A 16047-nucleotide genomic window follows, 5' to 3' on the forward strand; every position below is an offset into this window, starting at 1 on the left:
GGTCTCGCCGAGGAGCGGGACCCGGCTCTACAGATCGCTGACCAGCATCAGTTCGTCGCGGTAGTCGTCGTCGGCAACCCGTACTGCGCGGGGATGGCGGCCGACGACCCGGTAGCCGAGCTTGCCGTAGAAGTCCTCCAGGCTGCTCCCGTCGCGGACGGTGAGCTGCAACTGCTCCAGCCCGAGCTTCACCGCGGACTGCCGCAGCCCGTCCATCAGCAACCGGCCGGCGCCGCCACCCTGGTACTTCGGATGCACCATCACGCGCAGCACCGTGCGCCAGTGGAGGTTCAGCGCGCTATCCCGATCAACCAGTAGACCCATGCCGACGTACCGCTCGCCGTTGTGCAGTACGCCGAGCAGATCCTTGCCGGCGGCAACTCGCTCGAGGGCGAGATCGAGGGTCTCGGCCACCAGGTGCACCGGAGCGGGCACGGTGAACCCGACGCTGCCGCCCGCGTCCGTGGCGGCGATCCAGGTGTCCAGCAGATCGGCCCGCAGCGCGGGATCCGAGACCGCGTCCGGCTCCATGACGACGTACTCCACGGCGACCTCCCAGATGCGACTGATTTGCAGGTAGCAGTCTACGGTCGTTAGTCACCTGGACGAGGTGGTCGGGCTGATCCGGCCGTTCCTCCGTCGCGTGACGTGAGAAAAGCCGATGAGCTGCCGGCGGACCTGCTGGCAGAATCGGCGCGGTGTCCACTCAGATGATCGTGCTCAACGGCGGTTCGAGTTCCGGCAAGACCGGGATCGCTCGCTGTCTGAAGGCGGTTCTGCCGCAACCGTGGATCAGTCTCGGGGTAGACGATCTCGTCGACGCGCTGCCGCCGGGCCTGCTGGAATCTGGATCCGGGATCGCGTTCGGCTCGGGTGGTGAGGTCGAGGTCGGGGAAGGGTTTCGCAAGATTGAGGTCGCCTGGATGGCCGGTGTCGCCGCGATGGCGCGGGCCGGGGCGCGGATCGTCTTCGACGACGTCTTCCTTGGTGGCGCCGCCTCGCAAGAGCGGACGCGCACGCAGCTGGCCGGGCTCGAGGTGCTCTGGGTCGGTGTGCGCTGCGCGCCGGAGATCGCGGCCGGCCGGGAGATCGCCCGCGGCGATCGGGTCGGCGGCATGGCCGCGCTGCAGGCGACGGCGGTGCACGAAGGCGTCGTCTACGACCTTGAGGTCGACACCGGCACCACCGAGTCCATCGACTGCGCCCGGGTCATCGCAGCCCACGTCAGCTAGTGCCGGCCCGGACCGCCACCACTCACAAACCTGCCGTTTCCATCCCGGCGCATGCCTGCGCACGCTCGGCCGGGTGCGATCAGCTGAGGTTTGTGAGTGGTGGCGGTCCGGCCCGCCCCTCCAGCAGTCAGAGCTCGCTGAGGCGGGGGAGCGTGCTGAGTTTGTCCGGGTTGCGGACGATGTAGATCTGGCTGATCTGGCCGGCTTCGTCGAGTTCCATGAAGCCGGCGCTGTCGACCTCGTCGCCGTCGTAGAAGACGAAGGCGCGTTCGCCGTTGAGTTCGGCCAGTCTGACCTCGAAGTTGTACGCCTCCCGGTCTGGGGCGAGCAGGCTGATCAACCAGCGAGAGATCTTGTCCGCGCCGAACAACGGCCGCAGGGCAGCCTTCTTCTTGCCGCCGCCGTCACTGACCAGCTCGACGTCGGGTGCGAGCAGCGAGACCATCTGGGCAAGGTCACCCGACCACGCGGCCGTGAGGAACTGGGTGGTCACCTCGGTGTGCCGCGCCTTGTCGACCCGGTGCCTCGGCTGCCGGGCGTGCACGTGCTCGCGAGCGCGATGCGCCAGCTGCCGGACGGCGGCCTCCGACCGCCCGAGGGTGGTGGCGATCTCCGCGAACGGCAGGTCGAACACCTCCCGCAGTACGAATGCCGCCCGCTCCAGCGGTGACAGCGTCTCCAGGACGACCAGCATCGCCATCGACACCGAGTCGGCGACCTCGGCCACGGCGGCCGGATCGTCCTCGTCCCGGGTGGACAGGATCGGCTCGGGCAGCCACGGCCCGACGTACTGCTCGCGCCGGGCCTTCTGCTGCCGCAGCCGGTTGAGCGCGAGCCGGGTGCTGATCCGGATCAGGTACGCCCGGACATCGCGGACTTCCTCGCGATCAGCGGCCGACCACCGCAACCACGTCTCCTGTACGACGTCCTCCGCGTCGACAACACTCCCCACCACCCGGTACGCCGCGCCGACCAGTACTGAGCGATGCTCGGCGAACTCGGCTGCCAACTCGTCCTCGGACGTCATACCGACCTCATCCCGCCATCCTCCTGTGTGTCATCCCTCCGGACACGCAGAACCAGGCAAATTGTGACGTGAGGCCGCTCACAGCGGTCAGCGCTGGAGCCACAGGTAGACGATCGGAGCGGTGATCGCGCTGGCGACCAGGAAGGCGAGCAGGCCGCTGATGCGCCCCCGCTCATCAGCGCGCCACTGCCAGAAGGGTGAGGACCAGGGAGGCCAGGATGAAGGTGGTGAAGTAGGCGGCGCTGCCGGTGGCGAACGAGGTCATCCGCCGGCGGTTGTAGGCCTTGGTGAGCAGCAGGCCGACGATCAGCTGACCCACCAGCACAAAGAGGCCGAACATCATGCCGAGCAGTACCAGCGTGCCCCGGTCGCTGAAGCACAGGCCGCTGCAGTTTCGCGGAGCCTCGTCGGAAGCGGTCAGCACCAACACTGCGTAGGCGGCCAGTTCCAGGCCGATCCAGCCGAGAAACACCAGGCCGCTGTTTGACGCCCGCCGGTCTTCGGCATCCTTGAGGCCCTGCACGCTCGCCGGCCGTTCGTTGTCCATACGCTGATCCTGGACCTTCGGCGAGGTCGGCGCCTGAGTGGATCTACTGATGTTCGGGGTTGGATATTCATGCGGCATCTGACATGCTCCTTCACATGAGTTTGACCGTCGCGCTTGAGTCGCTCACCTGCTCGTCGGTCACCTCGGGCGGTGTCGCCGTCATCGCCGCGACACACCACTAGCGGCATCGTCGAGGTCAGCACCCGCCGACTATGCAACGCGGCCTTGCCCGGGTCCGGCACCTGCCCGTACTGGCGCCTGCTGAACCACTCCACCAACCGGACGAACCGCGTCCGCCGATGCCCCACTCGATCCGCGCCATCATCAGCCTCCTTCGTGTCACCCTCCGGACACGCGGAGACCGCTGCTTTGTGACGTGACGCCGCTCAGTCGACCCCTGGGAGCATCGCCAAGTAGCCAACGTAGAGGGCTGCGACGATCGCGAGGCTGGTGACGAAGGCGGCGCTGCCGGTGGCAAAGGAGGTCATCCGGCGTCGGTTGTAGGCCATGGTCAGCAGCCAGCCGACGATCAGCTGACCTATCAGGGCAGGGATGCTGGCCATGCCGTACAGCAGGGACATGTCACGCCAGCAGCGGTCGTGCCAGGGTGCCAAAGTCGCGCCGCAAGCCGACAGAAGGACGATCGCAAAGGGTGTCAGCTCGATGCCGATCCAGCCGAGGAACACCAGGTAGCTGTTCGACGCCCGGCGATCCTCGGTGTCCGTGCCGGTCTGCACCGCTGGCGGTCGGTAGTTGTTCATACGGTTGATCCTGGCTATCCGGCCGAGTCTGCGCTTGAGTGGATCTACTCGGTTCCCCAGGGTTGGATATTCATGCGGCATCTGACATACTCATTCACATGAGTTTGAAGGTCGCGGTGGCTGGAGCCAGTGGGTACGCCGGGGGAGAGCTGCTTCGGCTGCTGTCGGTGCATCCAGAAGTCGAGATCGGAGCACTCACCGCGGGCGGCAGCGCCGGTACGACGCTGGGCGTCCACCATCCACACCTCCTGCCCCTGGCCGGTCGCACGCTGGTCGAGACCTCGGCGGTAACGCTCGCCGGTCACGACGTCGTGTTCCTGGCCCTTCCGCACGGGCAGTCCGCCGAGATCTCAGCGCAGCTCGGTGATCTTGACAACTCAGTCACCGTGATCGACTGCGGCGCGGACTTCCGGTTGGTCGAGGCGGAGGCGTGGGTGGAGTTCTACGGTGGCAAGCACGCCGGCCACTGGCCCTACGGTCTGCCCGAGCTGCCCGGTCAACGGGACAAGCTCCGCGGCAGCAACCGGGTCGCAGTACCGGGGTGTTATCCCACTGTGTCGACCCTTGCCCTGCTCCCCGCAGTACAAGCTGGTCTCGTCGACCCGGGCCAACTGGTGGTGGTCGCGGTGAGCGGGACGTCGGGAGCGGGCAAGGGCCCCAAGACGCACCTGATGGGCGCGGAGGTGATGGGCTCGGCGACGGCGTACGGCGTGGGCGGGGTGCACCGGCACACGCCGGAGATCGAGCAGAACCTGTCACCGCTGACCGACCAGGCCGTCTCGGTCTCGTTCACGCCGGTGCTCGCCCCGATGGCGCGTGGCATCCTCGCGACCTGCAGCGCACCCGTTGCCGACGGCACCACGGCGGAGACGCTGCGGCAGGCCTATGAAGATGCCTACAGCAACGAGCCGTTCGTGCACCTGCTGCCTGACGGGCAGTGGCCGCAGACCCAGGCGACACTCGGCGCGAACACCGTCCAGCTGCAGGTCACGCTGGACCAGCGCACCGGCCGCGCAGTGATCGTGGCCGCGATGGACAACCTCACCAAAGGCACTGCCGGCGCCGCCGTGCAGTGCATGAACCTGGCCGCCGGTCTCGACGAGACCCTGGCCCTTCCCCTCGTAGGAGTAGCACCGTGACCGTAGCTGTCACCCCGGATGCCCAAGTCGATCGGAGCGCCGGAGTCACCGCGCCGGCCGGCTTCCGCGCGGCCGGGGTGATCGCCGGGATCAAGCCCGCCGGAAAACCGGACCTCACCGTCGTCGTCAACGACGGCCCGTACGACGTCGCGGCGGGCGTCTTCACCACCAACAAGGTGAAGGCCGCTCCCGTGCTCTGGTCGCAGCAAGTCCTGACCGCGGGCAAGCTGAAGGCCGTCGTCCTCAACTCGGGTGGCGCCAACGCGTGCACCGGCCCGGAAGGTTTCCAGGACACCCACAAGACCGCCGAAGAACTCGCCGCGCTCCTCGGAGTCGGCGCGGTCGAGATAGGCGTCTGCTCGACCGGCCTGATCGGCGAGCGGCTGCCGATGGACAAGCTGCTGCCCGGTCTCAAGACCGTGGTCGATGCCTTGGGCAACGGCCCGGAGCACAGCCTGGCCGCCGCGACCGCGGTGATGACCACGGACAACGTGCCGAAGCAGGCGGTCCTCAAGCACGCCGACGGCTGGAGCATCGGCGGCTTCGCCAAGGGCGCCGGCATGTGCGCGCCGAACATGGCGACCATGCTCTCCATCATCACCACCGACGCGATCGTCGACCAGCCCCAGCTCGACCACGTACTCCGGAACGCGGTCGGCAAGACCTTCAACCGGCTGGACGTCGACGGCGGTACGTCGACCAACGACACCGTGCTGCTGCTCAGCTCGGGCGCCTCCGGTGTCACGGTCCCGGCAGACGAGTTCGAGGTGGCGCTCACAGCGCTCGCCGCGGACCTGGTCAAGCAGCTGCAGGCCGATGCCGAGGGCGTCACCAAGCACGTCAGCATCACGGTCCAGAACGCGGCCAGCGAAGCCGAGGCCGTCGCCGCCGCGAAGATCGTGGCCGAGGACAACCTCTGCAAGACGGCCTTCTTCGCCTCCGACCCGAACTGGGGCCGGATCGCGATGGCCGTCGGCAACGCCCCGACGGCCTTCGATCCGGCGCTGCTCGACATCACCCTCAACGGCGCCGCGATCTGCGTTGCCGGAGGCAAGGGTGTCGATCGCTCCGAGGCCGATCTGAGCGGACCCGAGATCGACGTCGTGATCGACCTGCACGCCGGGTCGGCGAGCGCGACCGTACTGACCACCGACCTGTCACACGCGTACGTCGAAGAGAACTCGGCGTACTCCTCATGACGATGACGACGCGGGCGACCGCGACCAGCCAGGCGAGCGCGGTCGAGAAGGCCGCCGTGCTGACCGAGGCGCTGCCCTGGCTGAAGGAGTTCCACGGCAAGACGCTGGTGGTCAAGTACGGCGGCAACGCGATGGTCGACGACGAGCTGAAGCAGGCCTTCGCCTCGGACATCGTGTTCCTGCGGCACTGCGGGGTCCGGGTGGTCGTCGTCCACGGGGGCGGTCCGCAGATCAGCGACATGCTGCAGCGGCTCGGCATCGACAGCGAGTTCCGGGGCGGCCTGCGGGTGACGACGCCCGAGGCGATGGACGTGGTCGGCATGGTCCTAGTGGGCAAGGTCGGCCGCGAACTCGTCGGGCTGCTGAACGCGCACGGCCCGTTCGCCGTCGGCATGTCCGGTGAGGACGCCGGCCTGTTCACGGCCGAGCGGCGGGGCGCGATGATCGACGGTGAGTCGGTCGACATCGGCCTGGTCGGCGACGTCGTCGACGTCCGGCCCGAGGCCGTGATCGACCTGATCGACGCCGGCCGGATCCCGGTCGTCTCCACGATCGCGCCCGACGAGGACGGCCTGGCGCACAACGTGAACGCCGACACCGCCGCCTCCGCCTTGGCGGTCGCGCTGGGCGCGTCGAAGCTCGTCATCCTGACCGACGTCGCCGGGCTCTACCGGAACTGGCCGGACAGCGACGAGATCATCACCCAGATCGACGCCTCCGGGCTGGCCGAACTGCTGCCCTCGCTCGCGTCCGGGATGGTGCCGAAGATGGAGGCCTGCCTGCGCGCCGTACAGTCCGGCGTCTCTCGTGCGACCGTCATCGACGGCCGGGTGCCGCACTCGCTGTTGCTGGAGATCTTCACCGACGCCGGAAGTGGAACCCAGGTGATCCCGTCATGACAGAACTGCTGACCGTCGATGGCACGCAGAGCGCGCTCGTCGAGCGCTACTCGCAGTCTCTGATGAACACCTTCGGTGCACCCAAGCGGGTCCTGGTCCGCGGCGAGGGCGCCTACGTGTGGGACGCCGATGGCAAGAAGTACCTCGACCTGCTGGGCGGGCTCGCGGTGAACTGTCTCGGCCACGCGCACCCGTTCGTGGTCTCGGCCGTCACCAGCCAGCTCGCCACGCTCGGCCACGTCTCCAACTTCTTCGCCTCCGCGCCGCAGATCGCCCTGGCCGAGAAGCTGCTCTCGCTCTTCGATGCTCCCGGCAAGGTGTTCTTCACCAACTCCGGCACCGAGGCGAACGAGGCCGCCTTCAAGATCACCCGCAAGACCGGCCGGACCAAGATCGTCTCGGCCGTCGGCGCCTTCCACGGCCGCTCGATGGGCGCCCTCGCGATCACCTGGAAGCCGGCGTACCGGGAGCAGTTCGCGCCGTTGCCCGGCGACGTCACCTTCGTCCCGTACGGCGACGCGGCCGCGCTGGCCGCTGCGGTCGACGACGAAACGGCAGCCGTAGTGCTCGAACCGATCCAGGGCGAGAACGGCGTCGTCGTACCGCCGGCCGGCTATCTCCAGGCCGCCCGGCAGATCACGTCGGAACACGGCGCGCTGCTGTGGATCGACGAGATCCAGACCGGCGTCGGGCGGACCGGCGACTGGTTCGCCTTCCAGGCCGAGGGGATCACGCCCGACCTCGTCACCGTGGCGAAGGGGCTCGGCGCGGGCATCCCGATCGGCGCCTGCCTGGGCTTCGGCCCGGCGGCCGACTTGCTCCAGCCCGGCAACCACGGCACCACCTTCGGCGGCAATCCGGTCGCGGCGATCGCAGGTCTCGCAGTACTGACAGTGATCGAGCGCGACGGCCTGCTGGCCAATGTCAATGCCATCGGCAACCATCTCGCGTCGGCCGTCGAGGCACTCGACCACCCGCTGATCGCAGGCGTCCGGGGCCGCGGTCTGCTGCTCGCGATCCAGCTGACCAAGCCGGTGTCGGACCAGGTCGCTGCCCTGGCTCTCGAAGCCGGGTTTGTGGTGAACAATCCGATTCCCGACGCGTTGCGCTTGGCGCCGCCGTACATCCTGAGCAAGGCTGACGCCGACAGCTTCGTTGCCGCGCTGCCCGCGCTGCTGGACCAGGTGGAGGTCGGATGACCAGGCACTTCCTGCGGGACGACGACCTCAGCCCGGTCGAACAGGACGAGGTGCTGACGCTGGCCCAGCAGCTGACCACCGACCGGTTCGGGCACCAGCCGCTGAGCGGGCCGCACTCCGTCGCGGTGATCTTCGACAAGTCCTCGACCCGGACCCGGATCTCGTTCGCGGTCGGGATCGCCGAGCTCGGCGGCGTACCGCTGATCATCGACGCGCAGACCTCGCAGCTGGGGCGTGGCGAGCCGATCGCCGACACCGCCCGGGTGCTCGACCGGCAGGTCGCCGCGATCGTCTGGCGGACCGCCGGGCAGACCCGGATCGACGAGATGGCCGCGGCCTCGCGGGTGCCGGTGATCAACGCGCTGACGGACGAGTTCCACCCGTGCCAGATCCTCGCCGACCTGCTCACCGTCCGGCAGCACAAGGGCAGGACGGCCGGCCTCAAGCTCGTCTACCTGGGCGACGGCGCGAACAACATGGCCCACTCGTACCTGCTCGGCGGCGCGACCGCCGGGATGCATGTGGTGGTCGGCTCGCCGGCGGAGTTCCAGCCGGACGCCGCGATTCTCGCGAAGGCCGCCGAGATCGCTTCGGCGACCGGTGGTTCGGTGGCCTGGAGCTCCGATCCGCTGGAGGCCGTCGCGGGTGCCGACGTGATCGCCACCGACACCTGGGTGTCGATGGGCCAGGAGGCCGAGGCGGCGTTGCGTGAGGCACCCTTCGTGCCATTCGCGGTGACCGAGCAACTAGTGTCCAAGGCAAACGACGACGCGATCGTGCTGCACTGCTTGCCGGCGTACCGGGGCAAGGAGATCGAGGCCGCTGTGATCGACGGTCCGCAGTCCGTCGTTTGGGACGAGGCAGAGAACAGGCTGCACGCGCAGAAGGCGCTGCTGTCGTGGCTGCTGGCAAGGAACTACAGCTGATGACGATCGCCGTACCGACGACCAAGACCGCGCGCCAGCAGCGCATCGTCGACCTGCTCGGTCGCCAGCCGGTCCGGTCCCAGACGGAGCTGGCCGACTTGCTTGCCGACGCCGGGCTCGTGGTCGGGCAGGCCACCTTGTCCCGCGACCTGGTCGAGATCGGTGCGGTCAAGGTCCGCGACTCGGCCGGCCAGCTCGTGTACGCAGTACCGGGTGAAGGCGGTGACCGTACGCCGCGTGCTGGTGAGGCTGCGGCCTTCGAGGCGCGGCTGGGCCGGGTCGCCTCTGAGTTGCTCGTGTCGGCGGAGGGCAGCGCCAACCTGGTGATCCTGCGAACTCCGCCGGGTGCGGCCCAGTACTTCGCGTCGGCGATCGACCACGTGGGACTGGACGACGTACTCGGCACCATCGCCGGCGACGACACCGTCATGGTCGTGTCGCGGGATCCGTCCGGGGGAGAGGCCCTGGCGGCCAGGTTCCTCAGCCTCGCCGACCGGAGCGAAACCAAATAGTGCTGATTGCAGTGGTATTTATGAAGGGGTGTTGTGGTGAGTTCGGGTGAGAGTTCGGTCCTGTGGGGCAGCCGGTTCGCGGGCGGGCCGGCCGACGCGCTCGCCGCGTTGAGCAAGTCGACCCACTTCGACTGGCGACTGGCGCCGTATGACATCGCTGGGTCGAAGGCGCACGCGAAGGTGCTGCACCGTGCGGGGCTGCTGACCGACGAGGACCTCACCAACATGCTCGCCGGGCTCGACGAGTTGCTGGCGGACGTCCTGTCCGGTGCTTTCCTCCCGGCTGAGGACGACGAGGATGTGCACACCGCGCTCGAGCACGGGCTGCTGGCGCGGCTCGGTGCCGAGCTGGGTGGGCGCCTGCGGGCCGGGCGGTCGCGGAACGACCAGGTCGCCACGCTGTTCAAGAGTTTCCTGCGCGACCACGGCCGGATCATCAGCGGGCTGGTGCTCGATCAGGTGAACACCATCGCCGAGCAGGCCGAGAAGCACCTCGGTGTCGCGATGCCGGGCCGGACGCACTTGCAGCACGCCCAGCCGGTGCTGTTGTCGCATCATCTGATGGCGCATGCCTGGCCGTTGATCCGCGATCTCGACCGGCTGGCCGAATGGGATGCGCGGGTCGCGGCCGATTCGCCGTACGGGTCCGGGGCCTTGGCCGGGTCGTCGCTCGGGCTGGATCCGCAGTTCGTGGCTGTCGAGCTGGGCTTCACGAACTCGTCGGCGAACTCGATCGACGGGACTGCTTCGCGGGACTTCGTGGCGGAGTTCGCCTTCATCACCGCGCAGATCGGCGTCGACCTGTCCCGGCAGGCCGAAGAGGTGATCATCTGGGCGACGAAGGAGTTCGGGTTCGTCCAGCTGGACGACGCGTACTCGACCGGGTCGAGCATCATGCCGCAGAAGAAGAACCCGGACATCGCCGAACTCGCCCGCGGCAAGGCCGGCCGGCTGATCGGCAACCTGACCGGGCTGCTCGCGACACTGAAGGCTCAGCCGCTCGCGTACAACCGGGACCTGCAGGAGGACAAGGAGCCGGTCTTCGACTCCGTGGACACCCTCGAGGTGCTGCTGCCGGCGTTCACCGGGATGATCCGGACGCTGCGCTTCAACACCGAGCGGCTGGAGGAGCTGGCGCCGCAGGGGTTCTCGCTGGCGACCGACATCGCCGAATGGCTGGTGCGGCAGAAGGTGCCGTTCCGGGTGGCGCACGAGGTGGCCGGCGCATGTGTGCAGGAGTGCGAGAAGCGCGGCATCGAACTGTGGGACCTCTCCGACAAGGACCTCGCCGCGATCTCGCCTTCCCTGACGCCCGAGGTCCGCTCGGTCCTGAGCGTCGAAGGCTCAGTCGCCTCCCGCAACGGCCGCGGCGGAACAGCAGGCGACCGAGTCGCCGAGCAACTCGCCGAGCTGCGCGGTCGCGCGACCGCCCACGCGGAGCGCCTCGCCTAGTACCACAGCTGATCGCCCGGACCGCCAGCACTCACAAACCTGCCGCTTCCGCCCGGGAGCGGACCAGCGCACGCTTGGCTGGGTGTGATCAGCTGAGGTTTGTGAGTGGTGGCGGTCCGGCCCCCAGCGGCGTTCGGTGTGCAGGGTCCTGACCTAGAGTTCGGCCCATGCCTGTACGCCGTACTTTGCTGGCTGGCCCGGTTCTGGAAGTGGCGCCCAAGCTGCTCGGCATGGTGCTGCGCCGGACTACTCCGGAAGGGGTGATCGCCGTGCGTCTCACGGAAGTCGAGGCATACGACGGGCCTAACGATCCTGGCTCGCATGCCTATCGGGGACAGACGCCGCGGAATGCGGTGATGTTCGGGCCGGCTGGTCATCTCTATGTCTACTTCACCTACGGCATGCACTTCTGCATGAACGTCAGCGCGGGACCGGCCGGCCAGCCGTCGGCCATCTTGCTTCGCGCCGGCGAGGTGATCGAAGGCGTCGAGCTGGCGCGCGAACGCCGGGGGCTTCTGACACCACCTGCTTCCGCTGGTGCCCGAGTCAAGGTGCTGCCCGATCGGGATCTCGCCCGAGGGCCGGCGCGGCTGTGTGTTGCGTTGGGGATCGGCCGGGCGGAGAACGGCGCCGATCTGCTGGATCGTGGCTCCGCTGTCCAGCTGTTGCCCGGGGACGGCTTCGACGGCGAACCCGCGACGGGTCCGCGGGTCGGCCTGCGGGAGGCGGCTGAGTGGGATTGGCGGTTCTGGGTTCCGGGCGATCCGACGGTTTCGCCGTACCGTCCACACTTCCCCAAGAAGCGGCGCTAACCCGTACGGCCGCGATAGCCCGCGCAACGGCGTACGGGCTGGCGCGGGCTGGCTGGTGGGTTAGCGGTTGGCCAGCTTCAGGACGTAGTCGAGTTGCGGGAGGCCGTGCTCGACCTCCGGGTCCGGGAAGAGCCCGATGTGCTGCACGCCCGCTACCTCAAGCGCCTCGATGTGGGCAGCGGCGTCATCGAGCGTGCCGATCGGCCCGATCTCCTGCCACCAGTCCTGCGGCATCGAGACGAGCCCGGCCTCACCCTTCTCGACGTGCAGCTTGACCAGGTCGTCGTAGAACGGCAGCGCCGGCAGTGACGGGTTCTTCTGCTCGATCAACCCGGCCAGCCACGGCGCAGTCCACTCGTACGCCGTCTTGCGGTCGCTCCGCACACACATCGCACTGAAGACGGCGACGACGAATCCGTCCGGCGCACCCGCCTGCTCAATCGCCATCCGCACGTACGACGGGCTGGCCGGCTCTGCCAGTACGACGCCACCCCCGACCCGTCCGGCCAGCGCCAGCGACTTCGGCCCGCGCACACCAAGCAGGATCGGCGGCGGCTCCACCGGCGGCGCATCCAGCTGCACCTCGTCCAGTACGACGTAGTCGCCCCTCATCGTCACCTTCTCGCCGGCCAGCAGCCGGGTGACGGCGGTAGTCACCTCTTCCAGCGCAGTGAGCGGCGACTTCGGCCGCACGCCCATCTGGCCCATCCATTCCTGGACACCGTGCCCGATACCCGGCAGGAACCGGCCTGGGCCCAGCGCGTCGAGAGTGGCGAACTCCATCGCGGTCATGGCCGCCGTGCGTGCCACTGCGGGCACGATGCCGATCCCGCAGGTGAGCCGCTCGGTGGCGGTCAGCGCGGCCGCGGCCAGCGACGGGCCGGCGGTGTAGAAGCAGTCTTCGATCAGCCACAACTCGTCGGCGCCGCCGGCCTCGAGACGGCGGGCGACGTCCGTTACCAGGGCAGCTGGGTAGGTCCGTGGAAAACACATTCCGATGGCAGCGGGGGTCCTAGTCATATCGAGACTGTAAAGGTCGCCGGGGACAGTCCTCCCGGTGCGCATACGGGCCCTCTCGGCGGGTAGGTTTCGGACATGGCCCGTCCGCACTACTCCTCCCGTCTAGAGGACTGGTTCAACGTCGGTGTCGGGGTTCTCCTGCGCCGCCGCGGCTGGCGGGAACGGATCATCCCGCACGTCGGCTACGGCACCCAGGAGTTCACCCGGGTGCTGGCTCGCGTCGTGCTCAGCCGGGACCCGCGCAATCAGCCCCGGTACGACGAGGACCAGGTGGTCCGCGGGTGGCGAGTCTTCGTCACCGCGCCCGCGACCGGCGTACAGGTGGCAGTCACTGTGGCCGGCCAGAGCTTCGAGGCGACTACTGATCGCGGCGGCTTCGTGGACCTCACAGTGCCGGTTGCGTTGCCGCCTGGTTGGCACGAGATCAGCCTGGGCGTGCATGGCGAGCGGCAGGCTCGCGGGCAGGTGTACGTGCCCGACCCGGACGCCACCTTCGGCCTGGTCAGCGACATCGACGACACGGTGATGCTGACGATGCTGCCGCGACCACTGATCGCCGCGTGGAACACGTTCGTCCGCGAGGAGCAGGCGCGCAGAGTGGTGCCGGGCATGGCTGAGATGTACGCCGAACTATTGGCCGACCACCCGGGTGCCCCGATCCTCTACCTGTCGACGGGCGCGTGGAACACCGCGCCGACGCTGACCCGGTTCCTGCAGCGGCACGGCTATCCGGCTGGGCCGATGCTGCTGACGGACTGGGGACCGACCAACACTGGCTGGTTCCGCAGTGGGCGCGAACACAAGCGCACTGCCCTGCACCGGCTGGCGACGGAGTTCCCCCACGTCAAGTGGGTGCTCGTGGGCGACGACGGCCAGCACGACCCGCAGCTGTACGGCGACTTCGCCCAGACGCATCCGGATCACGTGCGGGCTATCGGAATCCGCCAGCTGACTCCTGCCGAGCAGGTGCTGTCCCATGGTCTGCCAGTACCGAACCCCGACCCGGGTGCTCACGACCCTCATCGCCCGACGGCCGCAACCGTTCATGGGCCCGACGGACATGCTCTGGTCGCGCAACTGCGCGCAGTACTGTCGCGGCCCGAGGCGGGCTGACCCGGCGCCTGCCGGCTGGAGCTGGTACAGGACACTGGGTCTTGATCTGACGTGACTCGAGGAGAGACCAAGTGACCGACAGCGGGACCGCAAGCCGCACCCAGGTGCTCGACGACCTGGAGAGCCGTGGCCTGATCGCGCACTCCACCGATCCGGACGCCCTCCGTGCGTCGATGGCAGCCGGACCGATCACCTCGTACGTCGGGTTCGACCCGACCGCGCCGAGTCTGCACATGGGCAACCTGCTGCAACTGCTGACGCTGCGGCGGCTCCAGCTGGCCGGCCACAACCCGATCGGGCTGGTCGGCGGCGCCACCGGGCTGATCGGCGATCCCAAGGAGTCGTCCGAGCGGGTGCTGAACCCCAAGGACGTCGTCCAGCAGTGGGTGGAGAAGGTCCGTAGCCAGGTGGAGCGGTTCGTCGACTTCGACCAGTCGCTGCCGAACCCGGCGCGGATGGTCAACAACTACGACTGGACCAAGGACCTCAACACGCTCGACTTCCTCCGGGACATCGGCAAGCATTTCCCGGTGAACCGGATGCTCGGCCGTGAGGTGGTGAAGGCGCGGCTGGAGCAGGGGATCAGCTACACGGAGTTCAGCTACGTGCTGCTGCAGTCGCTGGACTACCTGGAGCTCTACCGGCGCCACGGGTGCACCTTGCAGACCGGTGGCAGCGACCAGTGGGGGAACCTGACTGCTGGGGTCGAGCTGATCCGGCGTACGGAGGCGGGGAAGGCGCATGCGCTGGCGACACCGCTGGTGACCAAGGCGGACGGGACCAAGTTCGGCAAGACCGAGTCGGGGACCGTGTGGCTGGACCGGGAGCTGACTTCGCCGTACGCGTTCTACCAGTTCTGGTTCAACACCGACGACCGCGATGTGATGCAGCTGGTGCGGTTCTACACGTTCCGGACTGCTGAGGAGATCGCCGCACTCGAGGAAGCGACTGCTGAGCGTCCACACGCTCGTGAGGCGCAGCGGGTGCTGGCTGAGGACGTCACGACACTGGTGCACGGCTCTGAGGAGACCGAGCAGGTGAAGCTGGCTGCGAAGGCCCTGTTCGGGCAGTCGGAGCTGAAGGCCTTGCAGGGGACGACTCTGGTCGCCGCCCTGCGGGAAGCGCCGCACTACGAGCTCAAGCCGGACGAGCAGATGCCCAGCATCACTGACCTGCTGGTGCTCTCGGAGCTGGCGCCCAGCAAGTCGGCCGCGCGACGCACGATCGCCGAAGGTGGCGCCTACCTGAACAACGAGAAGGTGAGCGACGCCGAGTACGTGCCGAGCAGCGAGGACCTGCTGCCCGGACGTGCGCTGGTACTGCGGCGTGGGAAGCGTTCGTTTGCAGGGGTTCTGGTCACGCCGGCCGCCGGCTGACCCATCCCACGAAGTCGGTGCCGGGGGCAAATGACAGACCTGTGATTCAGCCCTCCGGTAACCGATTTGACCGGCTACCTGGAAGCCACGTAATGTTCTTCTTGTTGGAGCGAGGCGCGGGACGCGAAAGCGGCCGGCCGCTCCGAACCCCCAAAGCTAGCTGAGCCGCACCGTGTCGTCTAACTCGGGTCGGTAGCTCAGGCGCGGGGCGCGGATCGGAAAAAAAATCGGGCTTGACTCGGTTGATCGGATCCGGTAAGGTAACGCAGGTTGCCCCGGAGTCCTGGCCGAGAGGTTACGGACGCGGTGTGCGCCCGATTCTTGAGAACTCAACAGCGTGCCGAAAGTCAATGCCGAAATTTAGCATTAACCCCCATCACGGGTCTCGGTGTAAGTGGGTCTGCTGGCCTCTTCGAGGTTGGTAGGTCTGTTTCATCGTTGATTCGTGTTGGATTCCTTTGTAATTTTTCTGGATTCAAGTCAGTTTGATTTGTTTCTGATTGCAATGGATCGTTTTTCGTTAGTCTGTTATCCACAGCTTTTGTTGTGGTTGACATATGGATTTCAACGGAGAGTTTGATCCTGGCTCAGGACGAACGCTGGCGGCGTGCTTAACACATGCAAGTCGAGCGGTAAGGCCCCTTCGGGGGTACACGAGCGGCGAACGGGTGAGTAACACGTGAGCAACCTACCCTCAACTTCGGGATAAGCCTCGGAAACGGGGTCTAATACCGGATATCACTCCTTGTCTCATGGCTTGGGGTTGAAAGTTCTGGCGGTTGGGGATGGGCTCGCGGCCTATCAGCTTGTTGGTGGGGTAATGGCCTACCAAG

General features: G+C 67.7%; 16 protein-coding genes and 1 rRNA gene. 12 read left to right on the top strand and 5 right to left on the bottom strand.

Going from position 1 to position 16047, the window contains the following annotated elements:
• Positions 1-27 precede the first annotated feature (27 nt).
• Positions 28-546 carry a GNAT family N-acetyltransferase gene (locus A3ES_RS0132390; protein WP_020391005.1) on the bottom strand — a complete coding sequence of 173 codons (519 nt, stop codon included), beginning with the start codon at positions 544-546 and terminating at the stop codon, positions 28-30.
• A gap of 152 nt (positions 547-698) precedes the next feature.
• Here A3ES_RS0132390 and cpt point away from each other — a divergent pair, with 152 nt between their 5' ends.
• Complete coding sequence (cpt, locus tag A3ES_RS0132395; RefSeq protein WP_020391006.1) at positions 699-1232, top strand: chloramphenicol phosphotransferase CPT; 534 nt, start codon at positions 699-701, stop codon at positions 1230-1232.
• Between the two features lie 127 nt (positions 1233-1359).
• On the opposite strand, the gene A3ES_RS0132400 is transcribed toward cpt, so the two are convergent.
• The 3 genes from A3ES_RS0132400 to A3ES_RS0132415 form a co-directional block, all read right to left on the bottom strand.
• Positions 1360-2259 (bottom strand): RNA polymerase sigma-70 factor, encoded by a 900-nt coding sequence (locus tag A3ES_RS0132400; protein WP_020391007.1) that lies wholly within the window; start codon positions 2257-2259, stop codon positions 1360-1362.
• A gap of 175 nt (positions 2260-2434) precedes the next feature.
• Positions 2435-2806, bottom strand: coding sequence for a hypothetical protein (locus A3ES_RS0132405; RefSeq protein WP_020391008.1), 372 nt, complete (start codon positions 2804-2806; stop codon positions 2435-2437).
• A gap of 386 nt (positions 2807-3192) precedes the next feature.
• A complete protein-coding gene (locus tag A3ES_RS0132415; RefSeq protein ID WP_020391010.1) occupies positions 3193-3567 on the bottom strand; it encodes a hypothetical protein in 375 nt (124 codons plus the stop codon).
• A gap of 98 nt (positions 3568-3665) precedes the next feature.
• Here A3ES_RS0132415 and argC point away from each other — a divergent pair, with 98 nt between their 5' ends.
• The 8 genes from argC (at position 3666) to A3ES_RS0132455 (ending at position 11705) form a co-directional block, all read left to right on the top strand.
• A complete protein-coding gene (argC, locus tag A3ES_RS0132420) occupies positions 3666-4706 on the top strand; it encodes an N-acetyl-gamma-glutamyl-phosphate reductase (protein WP_020391011.1) in 1041 nt (346 codons plus the stop codon).
• Positions 4703-5905 carry a bifunctional glutamate N-acetyltransferase/amino-acid acetyltransferase ArgJ gene (gene argJ, locus A3ES_RS0132425; RefSeq protein WP_020391012.1) on the top strand — a complete coding sequence of 401 codons (1203 nt, stop codon included), beginning with the start codon at positions 4703-4705 and terminating at the stop codon, positions 5903-5905. The genes argC and argJ overlap by 4 nt, the downstream gene beginning before the upstream one ends.
• Positions 5902-6804, top strand: a complete 903-nt coding sequence (gene argB, locus A3ES_RS0132430) for an acetylglutamate kinase (protein ID WP_020391013.1) — start codon at positions 5902-5904, stop codon at positions 6802-6804. Before argJ ends, argB begins: the two co-directional genes overlap by 4 nt.
• Positions 6801-8003, top strand: a complete 1203-nt coding sequence (locus tag A3ES_RS0132435; RefSeq protein WP_020391014.1) for an acetylornithine transaminase — start codon at positions 6801-6803, stop codon at positions 8001-8003. Before argB ends, A3ES_RS0132435 begins: the two co-directional genes overlap by 4 nt.
• Positions 8000-8929 carry an ornithine carbamoyltransferase gene (gene argF / locus A3ES_RS0132440; RefSeq protein ID WP_020391015.1) on the top strand — a complete coding sequence of 310 codons (930 nt, stop codon included), beginning with the start codon at positions 8000-8002 and terminating at the stop codon, positions 8927-8929. The genes A3ES_RS0132435 and argF overlap by 4 nt, the downstream gene beginning before the upstream one ends.
• A complete protein-coding gene (locus A3ES_RS0132445; RefSeq protein ID WP_020391016.1) occupies positions 8929-9441 on the top strand; it encodes an arginine repressor in 513 nt (170 codons plus the stop codon). Before argF ends, A3ES_RS0132445 begins: the two co-directional genes overlap by 1 nt.
• A 33-nt stretch (positions 9442-9474) precedes the next feature.
• Positions 9475-10893 carry an argininosuccinate lyase gene (gene argH, locus A3ES_RS0132450; RefSeq protein ID WP_020391017.1) on the top strand — a complete coding sequence of 473 codons (1419 nt, stop codon included), beginning with the start codon at positions 9475-9477 and terminating at the stop codon, positions 10891-10893.
• Positions 10894-11060: 167 nt separating this feature from the next.
• The gene (locus tag A3ES_RS0132455; protein ID WP_026163409.1) at positions 11061-11705 is read left to right on the top strand and encodes a DNA-3-methyladenine glycosylase; all 645 of its coding nucleotides are present in this window, start codon (positions 11061-11063) and stop codon (positions 11703-11705) included.
• A gap of 60 nt (positions 11706-11765) precedes the next feature.
• Here A3ES_RS0132455 and A3ES_RS51750 read toward each other — a convergent pair whose 3' ends face one another.
• Positions 11766-12725 carry an LLM class flavin-dependent oxidoreductase gene (locus tag A3ES_RS51750; RefSeq protein ID WP_237745124.1) on the bottom strand — a complete coding sequence of 320 codons (960 nt, stop codon included), beginning with the start codon at positions 12723-12725 and terminating at the stop codon, positions 11766-11768.
• A 75-nt stretch (positions 12726-12800) separates the two neighbouring features.
• Here A3ES_RS51750 and A3ES_RS0132465 point away from each other — a divergent pair, with 75 nt between their 5' ends.
• The 3 genes from A3ES_RS0132465 to A3ES_RS0132475 all read left to right on the top strand — a co-directional run.
• Positions 12801-13838, top strand: coding sequence for an App1 family protein (locus tag A3ES_RS0132465; RefSeq protein ID WP_020391020.1), 1038 nt, complete (start codon positions 12801-12803; stop codon positions 13836-13838).
• A 71-nt stretch (positions 13839-13909) separates the two neighbouring features.
• Positions 13910-15214 carry a tyrosine--tRNA ligase gene (tyrS, locus tag A3ES_RS0132470; protein ID WP_020391021.1) on the top strand — a complete coding sequence of 435 codons (1305 nt, stop codon included), beginning with the start codon at positions 13910-13912 and terminating at the stop codon, positions 15212-15214.
• A gap of 564 nt (positions 15215-15778) precedes the next feature.
• Positions 15779-16047 (top strand): 16S ribosomal RNA (locus tag A3ES_RS0132475); the annotation flags it as partial.

The organism is Kribbella catacumbae DSM 19601 (assembly GCF_000372465.1).
Classification (GTDB): domain Bacteria; phylum Actinomycetota; class Actinomycetes; order Propionibacteriales; family Kribbellaceae; genus Kribbella; species Kribbella catacumbae.

Bases quoted from the DNA above. Each gene is read 5' to 3' on its own strand.
- A3ES_RS0132400 (WP_020391007.1), bottom strand. From the start codon at position 2,259: ATGACGTCCGAGGACGAGTTGGCAGCCGAGTTCGCCGAGCATCGCTCA.
- A3ES_RS0132405 (WP_020391008.1), bottom strand. From the start codon at position 2,806: ATGGACAACGAACGGCCGGCGAGCGTGCAGGGCCTCAAGGATGCCGAA.
- A3ES_RS0132415 (WP_020391010.1), bottom strand. From the start codon at position 3,567: ATGAACAACTACCGACCGCCAGCGGTGCAGACCGGCACGGACACCGAG.
- argC (WP_020391011.1), top strand. From the start codon at position 3,666: ATGAGTTTGAAGGTCGCGGTGGCTGGAGCCAGTGGGTACGCCGGGGGA.
- argB (WP_020391013.1), top strand. From the start codon at position 5,902: ATGACGATGACGACGCGGGCGACCGCGACCAGCCAGGCGAGCGCGGTC.
- A3ES_RS0132435 (WP_020391014.1), top strand. From the start codon at position 6,801: ATGACAGAACTGCTGACCGTCGATGGCACGCAGAGCGCGCTCGTCGAG.
- argF (WP_020391015.1), top strand. From the start codon at position 8,000: ATGACCAGGCACTTCCTGCGGGACGACGACCTCAGCCCGGTCGAACAG.
- A3ES_RS0132445 (WP_020391016.1), top strand. From the start codon at position 8,929: ATGACGATCGCCGTACCGACGACCAAGACCGCGCGCCAGCAGCGCATC.
- A3ES_RS0132455 (WP_026163409.1), top strand. From the start codon at position 11,061: ATGCCTGTACGCCGTACTTTGCTGGCTGGCCCGGTTCTGGAAGTGGCG.
- A3ES_RS51750 (WP_237745124.1), bottom strand. From the start codon at position 12,725: ATGACTAGGACCCCCGCTGCCATCGGAATGTGTTTTCCACGGACCTAC.
- A3ES_RS0132465 (WP_020391020.1), top strand. From the start codon at position 12,801: ATGGCCCGTCCGCACTACTCCTCCCGTCTAGAGGACTGGTTCAACGTC.